Origin of the sequence: Aeromicrobium duanguangcaii, assembly GCF_024508295.1 — a bacterium.
In the GTDB taxonomy this organism is placed as follows: Bacteria; Actinomycetota; Actinomycetes; order Propionibacteriales; family Nocardioidaceae; genus Aeromicrobium; species Aeromicrobium duanguangcaii.
The window spans coordinates 857,462-880,829 of the sequence record NZ_CP101990.1 but is presented as its reverse complement, the minus strand read 5'-3'; the positions used below and the strand labels follow the sequence as shown (position 1 = coordinate 880,829).

At 71.0% G+C, this 23,368-nt stretch carries 22 protein-coding genes and 1 tRNA gene; 6 read left to right on the top strand and 17 right to left on the bottom strand.

Annotated features, from left to right (window positions below; genetic code table 11):
• Window positions 1–15 precede the first annotated feature (15 nt).
• The 4 genes from NP095_RS04515 to NP095_RS04500 are packed head-to-tail and all read left to right on the top strand — an operon-like array spanning window position 16 to window position 5,002.
• The gene (locus tag NP095_RS04515; protein WP_232417172.1) at window positions 16–1,968 is read left to right on the top strand and encodes a M13 family metallopeptidase; all 1,953 of its coding nucleotides are present in this window, start codon (window positions 16–18) and stop codon (window positions 1,966–1,968) included.
• A 1-nt stretch (window position 1,969) separates the two neighbouring features.
• A complete protein-coding gene (locus tag NP095_RS04510; RefSeq protein ID WP_232417173.1) occupies window positions 1,970–3,178 on the top strand; it encodes an MFS transporter in 1,209 nt (402 codons plus the stop codon).
• Between the two features lie 55 nt (window positions 3,179–3,233).
• Window positions 3,234–4,436: an HNH endonuclease signature motif containing protein gene (locus tag NP095_RS04505; protein WP_232417174.1), complete on the top strand. Its 1,203-nt coding sequence runs from the start codon at window positions 3,234–3,236 to the stop codon at window positions 4,434–4,436.
• The gene (locus NP095_RS04500; RefSeq protein WP_232417175.1) at window positions 4,433–5,002 is read left to right on the top strand and encodes a GNAT family N-acetyltransferase; all 570 of its coding nucleotides are present in this window, start codon (window positions 4,433–4,435) and stop codon (window positions 5,000–5,002) included. Before NP095_RS04505 ends, NP095_RS04500 begins: the two co-directional genes overlap by 4 nt.
• Before the next feature lie 9 nt (window positions 5,003–5,011).
• Here the strand turns inward: NP095_RS04500 and NP095_RS04495 are convergent, their stop codons facing one another.
• From NP095_RS04495 to NP095_RS04450, 10 genes are all read right to left on the bottom strand, one after another.
• Window positions 5,012–5,734 carry an ABC transporter ATP-binding protein gene (locus NP095_RS04495; RefSeq protein WP_232417176.1) on the bottom strand — a complete coding sequence of 241 codons (723 nt, stop codon included), beginning with the start codon at window positions 5,732–5,734 and terminating at the stop codon, window positions 5,012–5,014.
• Window positions 5,731–6,873 (bottom strand): ABC transporter permease, encoded by a 1,143-nt coding sequence (locus tag NP095_RS04490; RefSeq protein ID WP_232417177.1) that lies wholly within the window; start codon window positions 6,871–6,873, stop codon window positions 5,731–5,733. Before NP095_RS04490 ends, NP095_RS04495 begins: the two co-directional genes overlap by 4 nt.
• Before the next feature lie 73 nt (window positions 6,874–6,946).
• Window positions 6,947–7,519 carry a TetR/AcrR family transcriptional regulator gene (locus NP095_RS04485; RefSeq protein ID WP_232417178.1) on the bottom strand — a complete coding sequence of 191 codons (573 nt, stop codon included), beginning with the start codon at window positions 7,517–7,519 and terminating at the stop codon, window positions 6,947–6,949.
• A 22-nt stretch (window positions 7,520–7,541) separates the two neighbouring features.
• A complete protein-coding gene (locus tag NP095_RS04480) occupies window positions 7,542–8,483 on the bottom strand; it encodes a quinone oxidoreductase family protein (protein ID WP_232417179.1) in 942 nt (313 codons plus the stop codon).
• A gap of 69 nt (window positions 8,484–8,552) precedes the next feature.
• Window positions 8,553–8,625 (bottom strand) — tRNA-Ala (locus tag NP095_RS04475).
• Between the two features lie 57 nt (window positions 8,626–8,682).
• The gene (locus tag NP095_RS04470) at window positions 8,683–9,351 is read right to left on the bottom strand and encodes a histidine phosphatase family protein (RefSeq protein WP_232417180.1); all 669 of its coding nucleotides are present in this window, start codon (window positions 9,349–9,351) and stop codon (window positions 8,683–8,685) included.
• Entirely contained in the window at window positions 9,348–9,707 is a 360-nt protein-coding gene (gene rsfS, locus NP095_RS04465) for a ribosome silencing factor (protein WP_232417181.1), read from the bottom strand. The genes NP095_RS04470 and rsfS overlap by 4 nt, the downstream gene beginning before the upstream one ends.
• A complete protein-coding gene (gene nadD / locus NP095_RS04460) occupies window positions 9,704–10,333 on the bottom strand; it encodes a nicotinate-nucleotide adenylyltransferase (RefSeq protein ID WP_255668730.1) in 630 nt (209 codons plus the stop codon). Before nadD ends, rsfS begins: the two co-directional genes overlap by 4 nt.
• A 2-nt stretch (window positions 10,334–10,335) precedes the next feature.
• Window positions 10,336–10,485 (bottom strand): hypothetical protein, encoded by a 150-nt coding sequence (locus NP095_RS04455; RefSeq protein ID WP_232417182.1) that lies wholly within the window; start codon window positions 10,483–10,485, stop codon window positions 10,336–10,338.
• A gap of 20 nt (window positions 10,486–10,505) precedes the next feature.
• Window positions 10,506–11,750 carry a glutamate-5-semialdehyde dehydrogenase gene (locus NP095_RS04450; RefSeq protein ID WP_232417183.1) on the bottom strand — a complete coding sequence of 415 codons (1,245 nt, stop codon included), beginning with the start codon at window positions 11,748–11,750 and terminating at the stop codon, window positions 10,506–10,508.
• Window positions 11,751–11,785: 35 nt separating this feature from the next.
• Here NP095_RS04450 and NP095_RS04445 point away from each other — a divergent pair, with 35 nt between their 5' ends.
• The gene (locus tag NP095_RS04445; protein WP_232417184.1) at window positions 11,786–12,829 is read left to right on the top strand and encodes an FUSC family protein; all 1,044 of its coding nucleotides are present in this window, start codon (window positions 11,786–11,788) and stop codon (window positions 12,827–12,829) included.
• A gap of 1 nt (window position 12,830) precedes the next feature.
• On the opposite strand, the gene NP095_RS04440 is transcribed toward NP095_RS04445, so the two are convergent.
• The 7 genes from NP095_RS04440 to NP095_RS04410 form a co-directional block, all read right to left on the bottom strand.
• Window positions 12,831–15,848 carry a hypothetical protein gene (locus tag NP095_RS04440; RefSeq protein ID WP_232417185.1) on the bottom strand — a complete coding sequence of 1,006 codons (3,018 nt, stop codon included), beginning with the start codon at window positions 15,846–15,848 and terminating at the stop codon, window positions 12,831–12,833.
• Between the two features lie 69 nt (window positions 15,849–15,917).
• Window positions 15,918–17,003: a glutamate 5-kinase gene (gene proB, locus NP095_RS04435; RefSeq protein ID WP_232417186.1), complete on the bottom strand. Its 1,086-nt coding sequence runs from the start codon at window positions 17,001–17,003 to the stop codon at window positions 15,918–15,920.
• Window positions 17,000–18,580, bottom strand: coding sequence for a GTPase ObgE (gene obgE, locus NP095_RS04430; RefSeq protein ID WP_232417187.1), 1,581 nt, complete (start codon window positions 18,578–18,580; stop codon window positions 17,000–17,002). Before obgE ends, proB begins: the two co-directional genes overlap by 4 nt.
• Window positions 18,581–18,663: 83 nt before the next feature.
• Window positions 18,664–18,918 (bottom strand): 50S ribosomal protein L27, encoded by a 255-nt coding sequence (rpmA, locus tag NP095_RS04425; protein WP_232417188.1) that lies wholly within the window; start codon window positions 18,916–18,918, stop codon window positions 18,664–18,666.
• Window positions 18,919–18,930: 12 nt separating this feature from the next.
• Window positions 18,931–19,236 carry a 50S ribosomal protein L21 gene (rplU, locus tag NP095_RS04420; RefSeq protein WP_232417189.1) on the bottom strand — a complete coding sequence of 102 codons (306 nt, stop codon included), beginning with the start codon at window positions 19,234–19,236 and terminating at the stop codon, window positions 18,931–18,933.
• Between the two features lie 64 nt (window positions 19,237–19,300).
• Complete coding sequence (locus NP095_RS04415; RefSeq protein ID WP_306173282.1) at window positions 19,301–21,574, bottom strand: Rne/Rng family ribonuclease; 2,274 nt, start codon at window positions 21,572–21,574, stop codon at window positions 19,301–19,303.
• A gap of 134 nt (window positions 21,575–21,708) precedes the next feature.
• The gene (locus NP095_RS04410; RefSeq protein WP_232417190.1) at window positions 21,709–22,485 is read right to left on the bottom strand and encodes a TIGR03936 family radical SAM-associated protein; all 777 of its coding nucleotides are present in this window, start codon (window positions 22,483–22,485) and stop codon (window positions 21,709–21,711) included.
• Between the two features lie 66 nt (window positions 22,486–22,551).
• Between NP095_RS04410 and NP095_RS04405 the strand changes: the two genes are divergently transcribed.
• Entirely contained in the window at window positions 22,552–23,367 is an 816-nt protein-coding gene (locus NP095_RS04405; protein WP_232417191.1) for a CAP domain-containing protein, read from the top strand.
• The last annotated feature ends 1 nt before the right edge of the window (window position 23,368 follow it).

Here is a 23,368-nt window from a genome sequence, read left to right as displayed (position 1 = left end):
GTGTAGCCTAACCGCGTGAGCAATGGCCTCGATCCCACGACCTTCGACTCCCAGACCCGTGTCCAGGACGACCTCTTTCGTTATGTGAACGGGCCGTGGCTGCGCGAGGCGCCCATCAAGCCCGACCGCGCGACGGCAGGCGGGTTCATCGACCTGGTCGACGAGGCCGAAGAGCTGGTCCGCACGATCGTCGAGCGCTGTGCCGCGGAGCCCCAGGACGACGAGGAGCGCAAGATCGGCGACCTCTTCACCAGCTTCATGGACACCGAGCGCATCGAGCAGCTCGGCGCCGCTCCCCTGACCGATGACCTGGCCAGGATCGACGCGGTCACCTCGATCCCCGAGCTGGTCCGCGCGATCGGCGCCCTGGAGCGCTCCGGCGTCGACAGCATCGCCGGCCTCTACATCGCCCCCGACCGCGGCCGCCCGGACCGGTACGTCACGCACGTCGTCCAGTCCGGGATCGGCCTGCCGGACGAGTCCTACTACCGCGAGGACCAGTTCGCCGAGATCCGTGAGGCCTACCGGGCGCACATCGCCACCATGCTGAGCCTGGCCGGGTTCGACGAGGCCGACCAGCGCGCCGATCGCGCGCTCGACATCGAGACGCGGATCGCCTCGCACCACTGGGACCGGGTCGCCTGCCGCGACGCCCAGAAGACCTACAACCTGATGACGCTCGACCAGCTCGACGCGCTCACCCCCGCCTTCGACTGGCGCGCCTGGGCCGACGAGGCCGGCATCGCCCACGAGGTGCTGGCCGAGGCCGTCGTCTCCCAGCCCTCCTACCTCGAGGGGGTCCAGACGCTGCTCACCGACGACCTGCTGCCGGGCTGGCTCGACTGGCTGCGCTGGCAGCTCGTCCACGGTGCCGCTCCGTTCCTCTCCGACGACTTCGTCGCGGCGAACTTCGAGTTCTACGGCAAGACCCTGCAGGGCACCGACGAGCTGCGCCCCCGCTGGAAGCGCGGCATCGGATTCGTCGAGGGCTCGATGGGCGAGGCCGTCGGCAAGATCTACGTCCGCACCGAGTACCCGGCCGAGGCCAAGTCCCGCATGGAGGAGCTCATCGCGAACCTCCTCGAGGCCTACCGGATCAGCATCCGCAAGCTGCCGTGGATGAGCGACGAGACCAAGCAGCGTGCGCTGGACAAGCTCGACTCGTTCACGCCCAAGATCGGCCACCCCGAGAAGTTCAAGGACTACTCCGCGCTCGAGACCGACCCGGGCGACCTGGTGGGCAACACCCGCCGCGCCCAGTCGGTGGCGATGGACCGCGAGCTGGCCAAGATCGGCAAGCCGATCGACCGCGACGAGTGGTACATGACGCCGCAGACGGTCAACGCCTACTACAACCCGACGATGAACGAGATCGTCTTCCCCGCCGCGATCCTGCAGCCCCCGTTCTTCGACGCGCAGGCCGACGACGCCGTGAACTACGGCGCGATCGGCTCGGTCATCGGCCACGAGATCGGCCACGGCTTCGACGACCAGGGCTCGCAGTACGACGGCACGGGCGCCCTGAGCAACTGGTGGACCGACGACGACCGCGCCGCGTTCGACGCCCTCGCGGCCAAGATCATCGCGCAGTACGACGACCTCAGCCCGGCCAACGCCGACGGCCAGACGGTCAACGGCGCGCTCACGATCGGCGAGAACATCGGCGACCTCGGCGGACTCGGCATCGCGTACCTGGCCTTCAAGCTGGCGCAGCAGGACAAGCCCGCCGAGCCGATCGACGGGTTCACCCCCGACCAGCGCTTCTTCCTGTCCTGGGCTCGCGCCTGGCAGGGCAAGTCTCGTCCCGCCGAGACGCTGCGCCGGCTGACCGTCGACCCGCACTCGCCGCCGGAGTTCCGCTGCAACCAGGTCGTGCGCAACATCGAGGCGTTCTACGACGCCTTCGACGTGACCCCGGACGACGCCCTGTGGCTCGACCCGGCTGAGCGCGTCACCATCTGGGCCTGACGTGGGCTGGCCCTCCCAGCGGCGGACGGTCGGCACCCTCGCGCTGGTCCAGGTGGTCGGCGGTATCGGCAACGGCGCCGGCCTGGCGGTCGGCGGTCTGCTCATCGAGGACGTCACCGGCTCGGCCGGCTGGGCGGGCATGGCGGTCGTCGCGACGACCTTGGGCGCTGCCCTGTTCACCGTCCCGCTGTCGAACTTCGCCGTGCACCGCGGCCGCCGGCCCGCGCTGACCGCGGGATGGTGGGGTGGCTCCCTCGGCGCCGTCGCCGTGGTCGGCGGCGCGGCCTGGGAGTCCCTGCCACTGCTGTTGCTGGGCTTCCTGCTGTTCGGCGCCAGCACTGCCGCCAACCTGCAGTCGCGGTTCGCCGCGGCCGACCGTGCGGAGCCCGCCGAGGTGGGCCGCTCGATCGCGCTCGTCGTGTGGGCCACCACGATCGGATCGGTCGCCGGGCCCAACCTGACCGGACCCGGCGCCACCGTGGCGCGTGCCCTCGGCATCCCCGAGCTGGCCGGGCCCCAGGTGTTCTCGGGGGTGGCCTTCGCGGCCGCCGGACTCCTGACTTGGCTGATGCTGCGCCCCGACCCGCTCGAGCGCCGCTCGGCGTCCGCGCCCGCGCCGCCGCGGATCGCCGCCGCGCTCCCCCACGTCCGGGGCGCCACCGCCGTGGCCATCACCGCCGTCGCGCTCTCGCACGCGATCATGGTGTCCGTCATGGCCCTGACGCCGGTCCACATGTCCGGCCACGGCGCCGAGCTCTCGGTCATCGGCCTCACGATCAGCCTGCACATCGCGGGCATGTTCGCGCTCTCGCCGCTCTTCGGCTGGACCACCGACCGGTGGGGCGCCGTGCCCACCATCGTGGCCGGCCAGATCGTGCTCGTGCTGGCCTGCGCCATCGCCGGCACGGCGGGGCACTCGAACGTCCAGATCACGGCGGGCCTGATCCTGCTCGGCGTCGGCTGGTCGATGTCCGTCATCGCCGGCGCCGCCCTGCTCACCCGCAGCGTCGATCCCGCCGTGCGCCCGCTCGTCCAGGGCTTCAGCGACCTGACGATGAACCTGGCCGGTGCGGCCGGCGGACTGCTGGCCGGGCTCGTGGTGGCGGTGTGGAACTACGGCACCCTGACGGGCGTCGCGGGCGTCCTGACGCTGCCGGTCATCGCCGCGATCGTCCTGGCGTCCCAACGAAAGCGCGAGCATCTCACGTAGCGAGAACGTCGGGCCTTTTCCGTTCTTCGTCGAACACCTGTTCTATTCTAGGGACATGACCTCGCCCGCCGCCGACGCCTTCGTCGAGGTACGGCGCGACCGGGCCCGGGCGGAGTTCGCCGAGTGGAACCTCGTGATCGGCTTTCGCGAACGCGAGATCCGGCGCATCGACTCCACCGATGACGCTCCGATCAGCAAGGAGCTGGCGCGGCGAGCCATCGCGCTCGACATCGCGCAGCAGCTGCGGATCACCGAGAACGCGGTCTGGCGGATCATCGTGCAGGGCGAGGAGGTCCGCGACCGCACGCCGGCCGTCTGGGCCGCGTTCCGCGAGGGCGTGCTCGACGCCCGTCGCATCGGCCTGATCGCCGACGTGGTGGCCAAGCTGCACACGCCCCGGGCGCTCGAGGCCGTCGACCAGAACGCGGCCGCGTACGGCGCCGAGCACACCCCGGGCGAGCTGCGCGGCTGGCTCAAGCGACTGCGAGCGCGCCTCGAGCCCGAGCAGGTCGAGGACGAGTCCGCGCACGCCATGGAGCGGCGACACGTCGAGATCTCGCACAACGACGACGGCACCTCGTGGCTGAGCGCGCTGCTGCCCACCGGCGTCGCCGTCGCCGTCGGCAACCGCCTGCGCGCCGCCGCGAAGGCGCTCCCCTCGGTCAATCCCGACACCGGCGAGCGTGACCGCCGCACCCGCGACCAGAAGCAGGCCGACCTCGTCGCGCACTGGCTCACCTGCAGCGAGGGCACGTCCACCGACATCCGCGCCGAGATCGCCATCACGATCGACGCCACCGACCTGATCGGACTCACGCACGGCGGCGGCTTCACCCGTGGCGGCCGCGAGCCCGTCCCCGCTGCCTGGGCGCGCGAGCTGGCCGCCAGCGAGCACGCGTTGTTCCGCCGGCTGGTGCTCGATCCGCTCGGCAACGTCATGGACACGACGAAGCTCGGCTACCAGCCCGCCGGATCCCTGCGCGAGGCACTGCGCTGGCGCGACGGCACCTGCCGAGTCGCCGGATGCCAGGCCGACATTCGGGACACCGACCTCGACCACGAGCTGGCATACGACCGCGGCGGCACGACCTGCGCCGACAACCTGCGATCCCTGTGCAGGAAGCACCACAACATGAAGTCCCACGACCACCTCGACCGGCGCAGTCTCGCGCCGCCGGTCCGACTCGTCGAGTCGTACGTCGTCGGGGCGCCCGTGATCTACCGCCCCGTTCCCACCGAATCTAGGATCTCCTCATGACCATCGACGTGCGCCCCGCCGCCGAGTTCGACGACGTGCGCACCATGGTCGGGCCCAAGCGGCCCGACGCGGAGTCCTGCTGGTGCCTCAGCTATCGCGTGCCGGGCGCCGTGAACCGCGAGCTGCGCGGTCCGGCCCGCGGTGAGTACGTCCGCGCGCTGATGGCGCAGGGCCCGCCCGGGGTGCTGGCGTACGACGGCGACGAGGTCGTCGGCTGGGCCGGGATCCATCCCCGCTCCGACACGTCCTTTGCGACGGCCCGCAAGATCCCCCACGTCGACGACCTGGACGTGTGGAGCCTGTGGTGCGTGCGCGTGCGGCCCGGCCACCGCAAGCAGGGCATCACCGGCCGGCTGATCGCAGGAGCGGTCGAGTACGCCCGCGACCAGGGCGCCCCGGCCGTCGAGGCCTATCCGGTGGACAACCAGGGCGCCAAGGTCGACCTGACCATGGCCTACGTCGGCACGCGCGTGATGTTCGAGCGCGCCGGGTTCGAGAAAGCCGCTGACACCGATTCGGTGCTCAGCGGCTTCCCTCGTGTACTGATGCGGCTCAGGCTGTCCTGAGCACCTCGGTCACTGCGATGCGGTGTCCATGGTGCTGGCAGCCCGCGCCCAGCCGACCAGCGGCTCGAGTCGCCCGTCGATCATCTCCAGCACGCGGTCGCAGTGCTCGAGGATGTCGTGGTCGTGCGTGACCATGACGACGGCGACGTTCTCGTCGCGCGCCTTGTCGGCCAGCAGCTGCACGACCTCGTGACTGCGACGCCGGTCCAGCGCCGCGGTGGGCTCGTCGACCAGCAGCAGGGTGGGATCGTTCACCAGGGCGCGGGCGATGCCGACGCGCTGGCGCTCGCCACCGGAGAGGTGGCCGGGACGGTGCTTCGCACGGTGGGCCATGCCCACCGACTCCAGCACGGGCTCCGGGTCGACCTTGCGGTTGCCGGCCATGCGCCCGGCCAGCTTCAACTGGTCGGCCGCAGTCAGCGCGGGCAGCAGGTTGCCGGACTGGAAGACGAAGCCGATGTTCTTCATCCGGAACTTCGCAGCGGCGCCCTTCGACAACGTGCTCAGATCCGTCCCGTGGACCTTGACGCTGCCCGAGTCGGGGTTCGACAGCGCGCCCGCCACGGCCAGCAGCGACGACTTGCCCGAGCCCGAGGGACCCACGATGGCGACGAACTCGCCTTCCTGGACGGTCAGGGACACGGAGTCCAGGGCGCGGACCCGCGAGTCACCGTCGCCCAGCTCGAGCGTCGCGTCGACGATCTCCAGGGCGGGTGTGGTGGTGGTGTTCATCGACGGCCTCCCAGCGCGGCGAGGGGATCGATCCGGGTGATGCGCAGCACCGAGACGCCGGCGCCCAGCAGACCCAGACCGATGGTCAGGAGCGAGGCGACCGCGATCGGGCCGGCCTCGAGTTCGAACGGCATCGCAGCGGGCATCGCAGCGCCCAGCGCCACACCGGCAGCCACGCCGATGCCGGTGAAGACCAGCAGGACGATCGTGGCCTGCGCGAGGCTGTCGCGCAGCAGGAAGCGGCTGGACGCGCCCATGGCACGCAGCACGGCCAGGTCACCGGCCCGCTGGATCGTCCACACCGTGAAGAAGGCGCCCACGACGAGCGCGCAGATCACGTAGAGGAAGACCTGGATCATGCTCAGGGTCATCGTCTCGGCCTGGTAGCCCGGCGACGCGTTGAACGACTCGGTGAGAGTCATGCTCGTGGTGCCGGCAGCCTTGTCGGCGGCGGCGAGATCGATGTCCGCGCCGTCCTTCGCCTGCACCGCGATGGTGCTGAACAGGCTGTAGTCGGCGGCGGCGACGGTGGCCTCGGTGGGAGCACCCGGCTGCGCCGTGTTCGACGCGATGAGCTGCCACGTCGAGAGCGGCAGGTAGGCGACGTCGACGTGACCGAAGGTCGCCTGACCCTCGGTGAAGCCCACCACCGTGAGCTCGGTGTCGATCCGGTCCAGCGTCATGACGGTGCCGATCTCGACACCCTCGTCCTTCAGCGTGTCGGAGACGACGATGCCGTTCACCGGGCCGAGGCCCTCGCCCTGCGAGGTCTTCGGAGCCAGGAAGCCGTCGGTCTCGACGCCGAAGAGCGTCAGGTCGACCTGCTTGCCGTCGTTCGTCGTGCTGTTGACGATGCTCACGCCCATCGGCTCGGCCGCGTCGACGCCCTTGGCGTCCTTCCACGGCTGCAGCTGGTCCTCCTCGATGACCGAGCGGCTGAAGGCGTTGTCCTTCATCGTGCCCTCATCGAAGGCGAAGGCAGTGACGGGCATGGACTTGAGGCCGGAGACACCGTCGTTGACGAGTCCGGAGGACAAACCGGACAGCAACACGACCAGCACGGAGATCAATGCGAGCACCGTGCCCATCAGGGCGAATCGGCCACGAGCGAACTGCAACTCGCGCAAGGCTAGGAACATGCGTTTCCCTTGGGTCTGAAGTTACCGACACAGTGTCGGCAACAGTCCCAGTCTGTCACCCCCGGTCAAGCGCTCAGGCTTCGGGCAGTCCCGCCGTCAGGACCACGAAGACGTCGTCCGCCGTCTGCGCCGGGTCGACACCGCGCTGGACCAGCTGGACGCCCGACATGAGGGCGCCCTGCGCGAGGTAGACGAAGCGCTCGGGCACACCGAGCTCGGCGAGCACCTCTGCCACGGGCCGCAGCAGCATGTCGTGCAGGGCCATCAGGTGCTCGAACTGCGTGGGCGACAGCTCGGCCTGGCGCAGGGAGCTCGCCACGCGGTGATCGCCGTCGGCCGTCATCTGCATCGTCGCGTCGATCAGGGCACGCAGCCGCGGGAGGCCCGGGTCCACCGGCTTCATCGCGTCGTACAGCTCCTGGTTCCAGCGGTCGAACGCCTCGATCGCGATCGCGACGATGAGGTCGTCCTTGGAGGGGAAGTAGTCGTAGAAGCTCGACCGCGACAGTCCCGCCCGCTCGCTGACACTGCGCGGGCTGACGGCGGACAGGCCGGTCTCCTTCAGCAGGTCCTCCGCGGCGCGCAGCAGCGCGGCACGCTGTGCCTCGCGGTGCGCGCCGACGGTGGGCGCCGAGATCTTGGGCATCTTCCCATTATGGCTCGCGCTCTCAGGGGACGAGAACGATCTTTCCGCGCACGGCGTGGGACTCGCTGATCCGGTGCGCCGCGGCGGCCTCCTCGAGGGGCAGCACGCGGCCGATCTCGACCTGGAACTCGCCCGAGGCGATGAGTGGCAGGACCGCGGGGACGGCCTCCTCGCGCCAGGCCTGCTGCTCGGGCGTGAGCGGCTCGGGCGAGCCGCCGGACCACGCCTGCAGCCCGAGGTCGTGGTACTGCGCGCCCTGCACGATCGTGCCGATCCGCGCGCGGTCGACCAGCTCCAGGCTGGCCTCCAGGGCCTCCTGCGTGCCCGCACAGTCGAGCGAGACGGTGTAGCCCTCAGGGGACGCCTCGCGCAGTCGCTCCAGCAGACCGTCGCCGTAGGTCACGGGCGTCGCGCCCAGTTCGCGGAGGCGGTCGTGGTTGCGCTCCCCCGCCGTCGCCACGACCGTGGCGCCCCGGGACACGGCGAACTGGATCGCGGCCTGGCCGACGCTGCCGGACCCGCCGTGCAGCAGCAGTCGGTCCCCGGCCTCGACCTCGAGGGACTTCACGGCTTGGTACGCGGTGGAGACGGGCACGCCCAGGGCGGCTGCCGTCTCGAAGTCGACGCCCTCGGGCTTGACCGTGAGGTTCGCCGGATCGGCCACGACGTGCGTGGCGTACGTGCCCTGCGTGTTCTGCACGACGACCTCGTCGCCGACGCCGCAGCCGCCCACGCCGTCCCCCACCGCCACGATGACCCCGGAGCCGTCGAAGCCCACCCGGCGCGGTTCGGTGAACGGCGGCGAGGGCCGGATGCCCGCGCGCAGCTTCGTGTCGATCGGGTTCACCCCGGCCGCACGGATCTCGACGACCACCTGCCCGTCACCGGGCGTGGGGTCGGGCCCCTCGTGCAGTTCGAGGACCTCGGGTCCGCCGGTCCGGGAGTACGTCACATAGCGCGCCATGCCCCCAGTCTGGACCACTCCCGGACATGAGAAGAGGCCGATCCATTCTCTGGATCGGCCTCTGTTCGGTGGAGCATAGGAGATTCGAACTCCTGACCTCTTCCATGCCATGGAAGCGCGCTACCAACTGCGCCAATGCCCCTCTAACAACCTCAGCAATACTAACTGCTCCCTCTCGAGACCCCCAAACCGGGGTCCCCTATTCGGTCTCGTCGTCCGACATGACGGGCTCCGGGAGCGATCCGGTGTTCCATTCGGACAGTCGCCACTGCGACCAGTCCTGGTACCGCGCCTCCTCCAGCACCGACCAGTGGCAGTTCGACAGACCGCCGAACTGGCGCCACGAGGACTCGGGGATGCCGAGGAACTCCAGGATGCCCGTGCGCAGGACGGCACCGTGCGCGACGACGACGAGCGTCTCGCCGAGCGGGAGTTCGTCGACGTACTCGCGCAGCGCAGCGGCGAGGCGGGCCCCGGCCTGGGCATGCGTCTCGGCGCCCTCGATCTGGGTCTCGTCGCCGTCGGCCCACGCCTGCATCTGCGTCGGGAACCGCTCCCACGACTCACGCCACGTCAGCCCCTCGCGGGCGCCGAAGGCCAGCTCGCGCAGGCGCGGGTCCGTCTCGACCGGCACACCCGTGCGATCGCTGAGGGCGCGCGCGGTGTCGGCCGCACGCGACAGGTCCGAGCTGACGATCCGCGCAGGCGACAGCGAGGCCAGCCGCGCGGCGGCCTCGGCGGCCTGCTGGCGGCCGACCTCGTCGAGCGCGATGTCGGTCTGGCCCTGGACGCGGCCGGCCACGTTCCACTCGGTGCGGCCGTGCCGCCACAGGATGACGCGACGGCCCATCGTGCTGCCGGGCTTCACGAGAGCTGCAGGTCGATCGCCGGGCAGTCGTTCCACAGCCGCTCGAGGGCGTAGAACGCGCGCTCCTCGGAGTGCTGGATGTGCACGACGATGTCGCCGTAGTCCATGAGGATCCAGCGCGACTCGCGCTGGCCCTCGCGACGGATGGTCTTCGCGCCGAGCTCGAGCAGCTTCTCCTCGATGGCGTCCTTGACCGCGTTCATCTGCGGCTGGTTCGACGCCGAGGCGAGCAGGAAAACATCGGTGATGGCGAGCTGATCGGAGACGTCGAAGGCGATGAGGTCGTCCGCCTGCTTGTCGGCGGCGGCATGCGCTGCGGCACGAGTCAGTTCGATCGCGCGATCGGTGGCGGTCATGAGGCGTCCTTCGTGGTGTGTTCGTGGGGTTCGTAGAGGCCGTGCTTGCCGATGTACTGGACGACGCCGTCGGGCACGAGGTACCAGACCGGCTCGCCGCTGTGGACCCGCGCACGGCAGTCGGTGGAGCTGATGGCGAGCGCCGGGATCTCGACCAGGGTGACGCGCTCGCGCGGCAGGCCCTCGAGCGTCGACTCGTTCATCTCGTGACCGGGCCGGGTACAGCCGACGAAGTGCGCCAGCTCGAACAGCTCGCGGTGGTCGCGCCAGGTGAGGATCGCCGCCATGGCGTCGGCGCCGGTGATGAAGTACAGATCAGCGTCGGGATACGTGGCCGCGAGGTCGCGCAGGGTGTCGATCGTGAAGGTCGGCCCCTCGCGGTTGATGTCGACCCGGCTGACCTTGAAGCGCGGGTTCGCCGCCGTGGCGATGACCGTCATCAGATAGCGGTCCTCGGGCGGGGACACCTCGCGGTCGGACTTCTGCCACGGCTGCCCCGTCGGGACGAAGATGACCTCGTCGAGGTCGAACCACGACTGCACCTCGCTCGCGGCGACGAGGTGTCCGTGGTGGATGGGGTCGAACGTGCCGCCCATCACGCCGATGCGGCGGCGACGATCGCTCATGCTCAGGTGTGCTCGCGACCCAACCCGAAGACGACGGTGATGAGGAGGAGCGCCATCAGGACAGCGAGGGCGATACCGCCGAAGACGAACGGGCTCACCGCGGCCTCACCGTGTTCAGCCGCTTCTTCAACGGCCAGGATCAAGTCGAGCATGCGCCCAATCTACCAGCGAGTCAGCGCGTCTGACCGGCGCCCGTCACCACGTAGGTGGTGGTGGTCATCTCGGTCAGGCCCATCGGACCGCGCGCGTGCAGCTTCTGCGTCGAGATGCCGATCTCGGCCCCGAAGCCGAACTCGCCACCGTCGGTGAACCGCGTGGAGGCGTTCACCATCACCGCGGCCGAGTCGACCCCCATCGTGAAGCGGCGAGCGGCCTCCAGCGACCGGGTCACGATGGCCTCGGTGTGGCCCGAGCTGAACCGGCGGACATGGTTGACCGCCTCGTCGAGCGAGTCCACGACCTTCGCCGAGATCTCCGAGGCGAGGTACTCGGTGGCGTAGTCGTCGTCCGTGGCCGCGTCGACCCCGTCGAAGGCCTGGAACGCGGCGTCGCCGTGGATCAGCACGTCGCGCCCCTGCAGCTCCTTGACGACCTGCGGCAGGAACTCGTCGGCGACGTCACGGTGGACCAGCAGCGACTCGGCCGCGTTGCACACGCTCGTGCGGTGGGTCTTGGAGTTGATGACGATGTCCAGCGCCATGTCCAGGTCGGCGTCGGCGTCGACGTACACGTGGACGTTGCCCGTGCCGGTCTCGATCACCGGGACGGTGGACTGCTCGACGACGGTGCGGATCAGGCCCGCTCCCCCGCGCGGGATGACCAGATCGACCAGGCCGCGCGCCGTCATGAGGTCGGTGGAGGTGCTGCGGTCCTCGGCGCTGACGGCCTGGATCGCGTCGGCGGGCAGGCCCGCGGAGGCGACGGCGTCGCGCATGATCCGGGTGATGACCGCGTTGGAGCGGCGTGCCGAGCGGGAGCCGCGCAGCAGCGAGGCGCTGCCGGCCTTGAGGCAGATCGCGGCGGCGTCGGCCGTGACGTTGGGGCGACCCTCGTAGATCATGCCGATGACGCCCATGGGGACGCGGATCTGCTGCAGCTGCAGGCCGTTGGGCAGCGTCGAGCCGCGGACGATCTCGCCGATCGGGTCGGGCAGCGCGGCGATGTCGCGGACACCACCGGCGAACGCGGCGACGCGCTCGGGGTCGAGCGCCAGCCGGTCGATGACGTTCTCGGGCGTGCCCTCGGCCCGCGCCTCGGCGACGTCCTCGGCGTTCGCGGCGACGATGCGGTCGGTGCCGGCCACCAGCGCCTCGGCCATGGCCGTCAGCGCGGCATCCTTCTGTGTGCGCGTGGCGAGCGCCAGCACCCGCGCGGCGTCCCGCGCGCGCAGCGCGGCTTCACGAACCTCGGTACCCATGCGGCGAGTCTAGTTCCGAGTTCTACCATCGAGGGGTGCCCTCCTCCGACTCCACCGCCCTGCATCGCGCGTGGGAGTCACTGACGGCTTTCGGTCCGCACGGGGACGCACACTGGGTCGCACTGCGCGCCGGCGTCAGCATGGGCGTGCCGCTGCTCCTGCTGTGGGCGATCGGTCGCCTCGACCTGGCGCTGCCGGCCACCTTCGGTGCGTTCACGGCTCTGTACGGCCGGGCGAACTCCCACCGGCCACGCGCCCTGATGCAGAGCACCGCGGCCGTCATCCTCGTCGCCTCGGTGGCGACCGGCACGGTGCTCTCCGCCGTCGGAGCCGGTGAGTGGCTCGTCGTCGTCGGTCTCGCCGGGATCGCGGCCGTCGCCGCCCTGGCCTCGCTGGTCTGGGCCTGGCACCCGCCCGGCGTCCTCTTCCCCGTCTTCGCGGTCGGCGCGACCGCGGGGGCGTCTGTTTCAAGCCGGGACGTCGCCCTTCACCTCGCGGTCGCCGTTGCGACAGCGCTCTTCGCTCTTGTCGTCGGGGCCATGGGCGCCCTGACGCCGGCACGTCACCGCCCCCGCCAGCACTGGGACGCGCCCCTGCACGCCGCGCTGCGGTCGCCGCGCACGGCGCCCGAGGTCACCCGCGTCACGCTCGCCGTCGCCCTGGCTGCGATCGTCGCCACCGTCTTCGGGCTCGGGCACGCCTACTGGGCGTCGGTCGCGGCGGCCGCCGCCATCGCCGGGCCGAGCACCCGGAACCAGGTCCTGCGCGGCGTGCACCGCGCCGTCGGCACCTTCCTGGGCGTCGTCGTCGCCGCGGGGCTGCTGGCCCTCGACCTGGGGACGCTCGCCACGATCCTGCTCGTGATCGTCCTGCAGGTCGGCGCCGAGCTGCTCATCGGCCGCAACTACGCGGTCGCGCTGATGGTCGTCACCCCGCTCGCGCTGCTGATGGTGCACCTGGGCTCGACCGCGCCCGTGACGTCGTTGCTGCAGGACCGGCTGTCCGACACCATCCTCGGCGTCGTGGTGGGCCTGGCGGTCGTCGTGGCCTGGGATCGCGTGCTCCCCCGGCGACGGTAGGTCACGCCGGCGGCAGCGGCTCGGTGCTCGCCGGGTCCGTCGAGGGCACCTGCACCGTCTCGCCCGTCCACTCCGCGATGGCCTCGCGATACTCGGGCGTGTGCTGGTAGCCCCCGTGCGTCATCACCATCGAGCCGGGATCGCCTGAGCCCTCGCGCCGCACCTCGAGCGTGGGACGGTCGAGGACCACGTGGTCCCGGTCGGAGTACACGCGGTACCCGAGCGGGTCGGACCGGCGGAACAGGTTCACCCAGTGCGCCGGGTCCTGCAGTCGCTCGCGGAGCCCCACCGCCATCGCCGGTGAGTCGTCGGGCGGTGTGTTCGGGACGTCGGGCCACGCCTCGCGCATGCGCGCGGGCCCGGTGGTGGGGACGTAGCCCAGTGCGTCGGGTCCGGCGGCGGCCGGGAAGACCCGCCCGTAGAGCGCCCGGATCTGGCTCCCGTACGTCAGCAGTCGCAGCTGCTCCGCCCGTCCGTTCAGGCGGCTCGCCACTGCGACGCAGATCAACGAGCCCTGGCTGTGGCCGGACAGCACCACGACGCGGCCCGGGTCCTCGCCTTCCTCCCCCATCGCCCAGCGCACCCGGGTGGTGATCTCGGGGACCACCCGCTCCGCGTAACAGGGCGGCGCGAACGGATGAGCCGCCCGCGGCCAGAACGTCGTGATGTCCCACAGGACGCCCACGTTCCGTCGCGCGGTGGGTGAACGGCGGATGCGGGCGCCGAGCATCATCAGCGCGACGCTCAGGCCGAGGGCCACGTACAGCGAGAGCGTCGCGAGCGGCCGCGCCGGCTCCCACCAGTCCCACGGCGGGCGTCCGGCGGAGGACAGGGCGAGCGTGGTCACGGCCAGCAGTGAGGCGACGGCGCCGATCCCGTCGAGGAGCCGCTCGCCCCGGTGCGCCAGGGCCGCCGTGACCCGGGCGTTCTTCACCGCTGTCCGATCCTGTTCGGGAACGACCGGGTCGTCGTCATCCACGCGCTTGCGGATGAGCGGCGCGGCGCGGTGGCGGAATCGCCACACCATGAACCCGGTGACGACGGCACCCGAGACGATGATCGCCAGCTGCATCAGCGGGGTCCACACGAGGATCTGCGGCACGACGAGCGGGGTCTGCGGCGGGTCCGTCACCTCGAGCGCCACCCGCCCACCGGCGGCCTCGACCGTGAGGCATCGGCGCACCGTCCCGTCCACCTCGCACGTCGGCCTCACGATGAGCACCCCGGCCGTGCGGAAGCCCTTCGACTCACCGGTGCAGACGGCGCTGCGCTTCGCGGAGTCCGTGGCGAAGCACGAGGACACGAGCCGCACGGTCGTGACGCCCTCGGGCAGGGCCAGGGTCGCGTGCTGCACCCGTGACGACGCCATCGAGTAGGAGGAGTCGGGATCCACGCGACTGCGTCGGGTCAGCGCGTCCGTGCGCACCGTGCCGTGGGTGACCGCGACGGTCGTGTTCGTCCGCACGATCCGCGCCCCCTCGAGGACGACGTCGCCGGCCAGGGTCAGGGTCTCGGTCTCCCCCGCTGCCGACAGCGGCGCGTTCTCGTTGCGGCGGGTCGTCAGGTCGGCCACCGACTGCGAGCCGTCGTTCAGGTAGTCGGCCGCGGCGACGGCGGCGGCCGAGGTGAACAGGAGCGCGACCATCGTGGCCCCGCCCAGCATCACCGAGGCGCCCGCGCCGCCCCAGGCGAACGCGGCCTGCTCGGGCTTCGCGGCCTGCCGGTGGTGCCAGATCATCAACCCCAGCCAGACCAGCGCGGTGAGGCCCGCCAGCACGAGGGTCGGGAGCTCGCGGCCCCCGACCACCAGGGCCAGCAGGAGCAGGACGACCAGGAAGGTGACGCGCAGTCGGGCCCGGCCGCCGACGAAGACGATGACGTGCACGATCGTCAGCGCGACGAACAGGCCGATGAACCACAGGTTCGCGCCGTACCAGTCCCCGTCCTGCCTGGTGACGTCCGTGGTCCACAGCACCGCCAGGTGCGCGGCGACGACCACCGCGGCCGCCACGACCACGGCCCGCAGCGGCATCCGGCGCAGCAGCTCTCCCGGCCCGGTCATCCAGTGCATCGGCTGTCGGGGGAACTCGTGCACGGTGCCGGCGACGGAGACCTTCCACGTGTCGCGGAACTCCGGGTCGTCCTCATCGACGGAAAGCGCGCGGGCCACCACGAGCAGCGCCACGGCGGCCGCCGCGAGCGTGGTCGCCCACACGGGTCCGGTCGCCTCACGCGCGATCAGGTGCACGCCGGAGAACAGCACGATGGTCGCGAGCGCCAGGGCGACGTGGAGGTAGAGCAGCTGGCGCGTCCGGTGCTCGCCCTGCCACATCCTCGGGTGGCCCAGGACGTTGTCGGCGCACCGGTCGTGTTCCTGGTCCCGCGTCGCCTGGGCCGGGGCGTCCGGGGTCGCCTCGTACCGGGTGACGCTCTGGCGCGTCAGGGCCACGAGGCCCAGGACCATGGCGACGGGCACCAGCGAGGTCACGGCGATCCGCCGGCCCGCGGTCAGGGAGGCCAGGCCGTCCATCCACCCCGGCAGCACCGGACACGCGACGGAGTTCGCCCGGAAGCACTGCCACGCGATCAGGTCGATCGCGATGAAGCACGCCGTCAGCACCGCGATCGCGGTCAGGATCAGACCGCTCACGCGCACGGCGCGCAACCCCCAGCGGGCCTGGCCGTTGTTCTCACCGACCTGCGTCCGCGCCCAGAAGGCGAGGTTCACCAGCGCGAACGGCAACAGCCCCAGCCAGAGCACGCGGGTCACCCACCCCCACATGCCGCGGACGCCCGACGTCAGCTCGCCCCAGGAGTACGCCTCGAGGGCCAGTCCGGGCGGCAGCGTCCGCAGCGGCGGGTCGGCGCCGTCGGCGATCCGGTAGAAGCCGGTGAGCCGGTCCCCCGCCACCTGGACGACGCGGCTCTGGTCGACGCCGAGCATCGACGCGGTCGGGGTCCCGCGCACGCCGTGCACGCGCAGTTCCATGACCACCTGGGCCGTGCTGGGTGCGGGCATCGACCGACCTCCGTGACTTGACCGTGTCACCGAGGGAGAGGCCGTGCAAGGCGTGCTGATGCGCCAGCGTCAGGACATGAGGACCAGATCGTCGCGGTGGATGACCGCGCGATCGTGATCGGCGCCCATCGAGGCGGCCAGCTCCGAGGTGGAGCGACCGAGCATCTCAGGCAGCTCGTGACTGTCGTAGTTCACGATCCCGCGGGCGACGAGCGCGCCGTCCGGACCGACCACGTCGACCGGGTCGGCAGCGGAGAACTCGCCCTCGACGGCAACGATGCCGGCGGCCAGGAGCGAGGCGCCGCGCTCGACGAGGGCACGCCGGGCGCCGTCGTCCAGGACGAGCCGGCCCTGGGTCTCGCTGGCGTGGGCCAGCCACAGGAGGCGCGGGCCACGGCGCTTGCCGGTCGGGGTGAACAGGGTGCCCACCGGCTGACCCTCGACGGCCTCGATGGCGCGAGCGGCCGAGGTGAGGCGGACGGGGATGCCGGCCGCCGTCGCGATCCGCGCGGCCTCGATCTTCGTGACCATGCCGCCGGTGCCGACGGCCGAGCCGACACGGGCGACGTCGATCCCCTCGAGGTCCGCGTCGGAGGACACCGTGGCGACGGGCCGCGAGCCGGGCAGGTCGGGGTGGGCCGTGTAGAGGCCGTCGACGTCCGACAGCAGGATCAGCTCGTCGGCGTGGACCAGATGGGCCACCAGCGCGGCCAGCCGGTCGTTGTCGCCGAAGCGGATCTCGGAGGTGGCCACGGTGTCGTTCTCGTTGACGACCGGGACGACACCCAGCTCGAGCAGCTTGGCGAAGGTCTGCCGCGCGTTGCGGTAGTGACTGCGTCGGGTGACGTCCTCGACGGTCAGCAGCACCTGTCCGACGGTCAGGCCCGCGGCAGCGAACGCCTCGGAGTAGTGCGCGATGAGGGCGCGCTGGCCCACCGCCGCCGCGGCCTGCTGCGTGGGCAGGTCGCGCGGACGGTTCGGCAGTCCGAGCGGCCCGAGGCCGGCTGCGATGGCTCCGGAGGAGACGAGCACGACCTCGTCACCGCGAGCGCGCACCGTGACGACGGCGTCGACGACGGTGCCGATGCGGTCGGGGTCGAGATGTCCGTCAGGCGTCGTCAGCGAGGACGATCCGACCTTGAGGACGACCCTCACCGATCGTCCTCGTCAAGCTCGTCGTCGCCGGGGTACTCCTCACCGATCTCCCAGTCCGGAAGGACCGTGCGCGGATCGAAGGGCTCGGGCTCGCGGCCCTCGGCGCGTGCGGCGACCGCTTCGAGCTCCCAGGCGCGGCGTGCCGCGAGCAGCTCGCGACGCTCCTGGTTGGTGCGTCGGGTGCTCTGGTCGAGACGCAGGTCCTCGCCACGACGGCCCAGCACCTCGGCGCCGGCCGTGATGGTGGGATCGAAGTCGAAGACGACCTCGTCACGACCCAGGTCGGCCTCGCTGGCCGCGCCGATGACGACGTCGTCGCCGGCCTTGGCACCCAGCTTGAGCAGGTGGTCCTCGACGCCGATCCGGTTGAGCCGGTCGGCGAGGAAGCCCACGGCCTCGTCGTTGCTGAAGTCGGTCTGGCGGACCCAGCGGGCCGGCTTCTCGCCGATGACGTGCCAGCGGCCCTCGATCTGGCGGACCTCGAACTCGCGGCCGACACCGGACGGGGCCGGCGGGCGCAGCACGATGCGCGTGGCTTCGCGGTGCGGCTCGGCGGCGCGACGGGCGGCGACGATCTCGGCCATGGCGAACGACAGCTCGCGCAGACCGGCGTGGCTGGCCGCCGAGACCTCGAAGACCCGCAGGCCGCGCTGGCGCAGCTCGTCGGTGACGAACTCGGCGATCTGGGCGGCGTCGGGGACGTCGGTCTTGTTCAGGGCGACGAGGCGGGGCCGATCGCTGAAGTCGACGCCGGCGTACTCGCCGTAGCGCGCGAGCTCGTTCTCGATGACGTCCAGGTCCGACAGCGGGTCACGACCCGGCTCGACCGTGGCGCAGTCGATGACGTGCACCAGGGCGGCGCAGCGCTCGACGTGGCGCAGGAAGTCGTGGCCCAGGCCGCGGCCCTCACTGGCGCCCTCGATCAGACCGGGGACGTCGGCGACCGTGAAGGTGGTGTCGCCGGCCGTGACGACGCCCAGGTTGGGCACCAGGGTCGTGAACGGGTAGTCCGCGATCTTGGGACGGGCCCGCGACAGCGACGCGATCAGGCTGGACTTGCCCGCCGAGGGGAAGCCGATCAGACCGATGTCCGCGACGACCTTGAGCTCGAGCGTGACCGTGCGCTCCTCGCCCGGCTCGCCCTTGAGCGCGAACCCGGGGGCCTTGCGCTTGCTGGACGCCAACGCGGCGTTGCCGAGACCGCCGCGGCCGCCGGCCGCGATGACCAGCTCGGTGCCGGCGCCGACCAGGTCGGCCAGCACCTCGCCATTGGCGTCGCGGACGACGGTGCCGTCGGGGACGCGCAGGACGAGGTCCTCGCCGTTGGAGCCGCTGCGGTTCGAGCCCGCGCCGGGCGCACCGCTGGTGGCCTTGCGGTGGGGCTCGTGGTGGTAGTCGATGAGCGTCGTGACATCGGGAGCGACGACGAGGATGACGTCGCCGCCGTGCCCGCCGTTGCCGCCGTCGGGTCCACCGAGAGGCTTGAACTTCTCGCGGTGGACGGACGCGACGCCGTTGCCGCCGTTGCCCCCGGAGACGTGCAGGGTCACCTGGTCAACGAAGCTGGGGATCGCCATGGGTTCTCCTGAACGTGGTGGGGGAAAAAAGAGAAAGGGCAGCCCGCATCAGCGGACCGCCCCTTCTCAGGAAGATCTGCGCGTCACTGCTCCGGAACGATGTTCACGACGCGACGGCCGCGCTTCGAGCCGAACTCGACCGAGCCGGGCGCGAGGGCGAACAGCGTGTCGTCGCCGCCACGGCCGACGTTGGAGCCGGGGTGGAAGTGGGTGCCACGCTGACGAACGATGATCTCGCCCGCGTTGACCAACTGGCCGCCGAAACGCTTGACGCCGAGGCGCTGGGAGTTGGAGTCGCGGCCGTTCTTGGTGGAGGCTGCGCCCTTCTTGTGTGCCATGTCGTCAGTCCCTTACTTGGAGATGCCGGTGATCTTGACCTGGGTGTACTTCTGACGGTGACCCTGGCGCTTCTTGTAACCGGTCTTGTTCTTGTACTTCTGGATGATGATCTTCGGGCCCTTGAGCCCACCGATCACCTCTGCGTCGATCTTGGCCTTGGAGGCGTCGGCACCGGCCGTCACCTGGTCACCGTCGACCACCATGACCGCGGCGAGCTGGACGGTGTCGCCCTCGGTCACCTTGAGCTGGTCGATCGAGATGACGTCGCCGACGGCAACCTTGGTCTGGCCGCCGCCATTGCGCACGATTGCGTACACCACGGGATTCCTCACTTCGTCCTGAAAAAGTCGGGAGGTGCGCAATGCGCACCGACTGTCGATTCTACTCGGGCGCACCATCGTCGGTCAAAACGGGTGCCTCAACCGCCGCCGGCTCCTGCGAAGGAGCCTGCGACGACTCGTCGTTTCGGGGTTCTTCACTCTTCACGGCATCGTCGTCGGACTCGTCATTCTTGTCCTGACGCGGCGGGCGACCCCCACCGTTGCCGTTGCTGTTTCCACCGTTGCTGCTCCCGCCGCCGTTGCGAGCGGAACGGCCGCCTCGGCGACCACGGCGCTGACCGTCGTCCTTCTTCGGCTCGACCGGCGCGTCCTCGATGATGACGCCACGGCCGTGGCAGTGCTCGCACTCGTGACTGAAGGACTCCAGCAGGCCCGTGCCGATGCGCTTGCGCGTCATCTGCACCAGGCCCAGCGAGGTGACCTCCGCGACCTGGTGACGCGTGCGGTCACGACCGAGGCACTCGACCAGGCGACGCATCACCAGGTCGCGGTTGCTCTCGAGCACCATGTCGATGAAGTCGATGACGATGATGCCGCCGAGATCGCGCAGCCGGAGCTGACGCACGATCTCCTCGGCCGCCTCGAGGTTGTTCTTGGTGACGGTCTCCTCGAGGTTGCCACCCGAGCCGGTGAACCGGCCCGTGTTGACGTCGACGACGACCATCGCCTCGGTGCGGTCGATGACCAGCGAGCCACCCGAGGGCAGGTGGACCTTGCGGTCCAGTGCCTTGTGGATCTGCTCGTCCAGGCGCCGCTCGGCGAAGATGTCGTTCTCGCCCTCCCAGCGCTTGACCCGCTCCTCCAGATCGGGGGCGACGTGGGCGATGTAGCCCGCGACCATGTCCCAGGCCTCGTCGCCCTGGATGGTCAGCGTGGCGAAGTCCTCGTTGAACAGGTCACGGATGACCTTGATCATCAGGTCCGGCTCGGAGTACAGCAACTGGGGCGCCTTGCCGGCGGCCACCTTGCTCTCGATGTCCTCCCAGCGGGCCGTGAGCGCGGTGATGTCGCGCTGCAACTGGTCCTCGGTGGCGCCCTCGGCGGCCGTGCGCACGATGACGCCGGCGCTCTCGGGCAGCGCCTCCTTGAGCAGGCCCTTCAGGCGGGCGCGCTCGTTCTCGGGGAGCTTGCGGCTGATGCCGTTGCTGCCACCGCCGGGCACGTAGACCAGGAACCGGCCGGGCAGGCTGATCTGGCTCGTGAGCCGCGCGCCCTTCTGGCCGATCGGGTCCTTGGTCACCTGGACCAGGACGGTCTGACCGGGCTGCAGCGCGTCCTCGATCTTGCGCTGCTTGCCGTTCTGGATGTTCGACCAGTCGACCTCACCGGCGTAGATCACGGCGTTGCGGCCGGCGCCGATGTCGACGAACGCGGCCTCCATGCTCGGCAGCACGTTCTGGACCTTGCCCAGGTAGACGTTGCCGATCAGCGAGGTCTGCGACTCACGGGCGACGTAGTGCTCGACCAGCACGCCGTCCTCGAGGACGGCGATCTGCGTGTAGTCGTCGTGCTGGCGCACGACCATCTCGCGGTCGACGGCCTCGCGGCGGGCCAGGAACTCGGCCTCGCTGACGATCGGGGCGCGGCGGCGGCCGGCCTCGCGGCCCTCACGGCGGCGCTGCTTCTTGGCCTCGAGGCGGGTCGAGCCGGTGACGCCGGTGATCTCGTCCTCGGCGGTGCGGCCCTCGCGGACCTTGACGACGGTGTTCTCGGGGTCGTCGGGAGAGCCGTCGGCTCCCTCACCGGCCCGTGCGCGGCGACGGCGACGGCGGGTGGACCCGGTCGAGGTCTGCTCCTCGTCGCCGGACTCGTTGTCCTTGGCCTCGGTCTCGGCCGAGTCGCCCTCGGAGTCGTCCGAGCCCTCGGAGCCACCGTCCTGGTCGCTCTTGCGACGGCGACGACCGCCACGGCGTCGACGGCGGCGTCCGCCCTCGCTGCCCTCGTCATCGCCGGACCCGTCCTCGTCGTCCGAGGTGTCGGCGTCGCTCATGTCGGTGTCGAGCTCGTCCTGCGGCTCGACGCGCTTCTTCTGGCGCGGGGGCGCGAGCTCGGCCGGGGGGGGCTGGAACATCGCACCGACGGGCGGCAGCTTGCGGGCGGGCGGGGCGGCGGGCTCCTGCGCCTCGTCCTCCTCGGTCTCCTCGTCCTCGGCGGTCACCGGGGGCTCGGGAGCCTCCTCGACGGGAGGTGCGAACACCGCCGCCGGCGGACCGGCGGGTCGGCCGGCAGCGCGACGGCGCGTGCGCGTGGGGGCCTCGGTGGTGTCGGGCCCGGTGGCGTCGGGCGCGTCGTTCGCGTCGTTCGGATCGAGCATGTGCTCTCCTTCGCCCGGCAGCGGCGCAGCCACCCACCGGGCTGGTCAACGGTCCCGCGGGACCTCAAGTCTGTCTGCAGGACGGCGCTTAGGCCTGTCACACGGCGATCCCTCTACCTGCCGCGGTCAGCACCTCACGGTGCGTCGCGGCCGGTGGCGAGCGGATCGCCGACCGTACCGATCTGAACATCGAGCGGCCCTTGGTCCGAGCGGGTCGCCAGAGGCGCCTTCTCGATCGGCAGGCCGCACAGGGTGCGCAGTCCGGTGATCACGTCGTCCGGTCGCACCGACGGGATGTCATGGCGTACGACCACGTCCAGTATCGCACACCCGTCCGTGCCGGACCGGTCATCGACGCGAAGTCGAATGACGGCATCGCGGCAGTCGAACGTGCGCAGACCCTTTTTCATCATGCGCTCGACGAGGACCTCGTCACGCGCCAGGAACGTCTCGACGGCGGCCGCGGCGTCCTGCGCCGACACCTCGGGCAGCTCGATGAACCAGCGGCTGGCCTGCAGAAGATCGGCCAGCGCTCCGCCCGGGGACACCACCACGTCGAGGATGTCCAGGCCGGTCGGCAGCGCCTCGTCGAGCGCCGCCTTGACGTCGTCGGGCTCCATCGCACGGATCAGCCCGATCTCGAGGTATTCCGCCTCGCTGGCCGCGCCCGTGGGCGACGCGCCCGCGTACGAGATCTTCGGGTGCGGCGAGTAGCCCGACGAGTGGGCGATGGGCAGCGCCGCGCGCCGGATCGCCCGCTCGAAGGCGCGGGCGAAGTCACGGTGGCTGGTGAACCGCATCCGACCGCGCTTGGCGTACCGGATGCGCAGCTTCTGCACGATCGGCAACTGCGGGTTCGGGGCCTCCGGATTGGGAGTGCCCTGCAGGGTCGTACCGCCGTCGTTGCTCACGGGACCAGCCTACGGCGACGTCGGAAGGGGTTCCGCTGGCCTGTCCTCACAGTTACCGTGTGCCCCATGCGTCACACCCTCGTCCTCCTGCTGACCGCCTGCGCCCTCGTGCTGGGAGGTGCTCCCGCCGGCGCCGCCGGCACGACCGCCACGAAGGTCCGCGGCCTCACGTCGAAGGCCCAGTCGGTCAAGCCCGGCGCCACGGTGAAGTACACCGTCAAGGTCACGGCCCAGGGCAAGGCCTCGAAGAGCCGAGTCGCGACGCTGCAGCGCCGCGTCAACGGCCGCTGGGTCAGGGCCGACCGCAAGCGCACCAACCGCTACGGACGGGTCGTGCTGCGCCACCGCGTCTCCACGAAGGCCGGCGCCGCGGTGAAGCTGCGGGTCCGCGTGTCGGCGAAGGGCCGGTACCGCGCGGTGAACAGCCCGGTCAAGACGGTCAGGACCCGCACGGCGTGGACCCCCGACGCCCGGTCGAAGCGAGTGCTCGCCCTCGTGAACGACGCCCGATCCACGGCACGCGAGTGTGGCGCCGAGTCGTTCCCCGCCCGTGGCCCGCTGCGCCTGAACGCGCGCCTGACGAAGTCGGCCCAGGCGCACGGCGCCGACATGGCCGCCCACGGCTACTTCAGCCACACGGGGCGCAACGGCTCGACCCTGCGGGACCGCGTCGAGGCCCAGGGATACAGCTGGTCCACGATCGGCGAGAACATCGCGGCGGGCTACCCCTCGGCCGAGGCGGTCGTCGCCGGCTGGATCAAGAGCCCCGGACACTGCCGCAACATCATGGCTGCGGGCTTCAAGGAGCTCGGCGTCGGCTACGTGACCAGCAAGGACAAGTACGGCACCTACTGGGTCCAGAACTTCGGTAGGCCACGCTGAT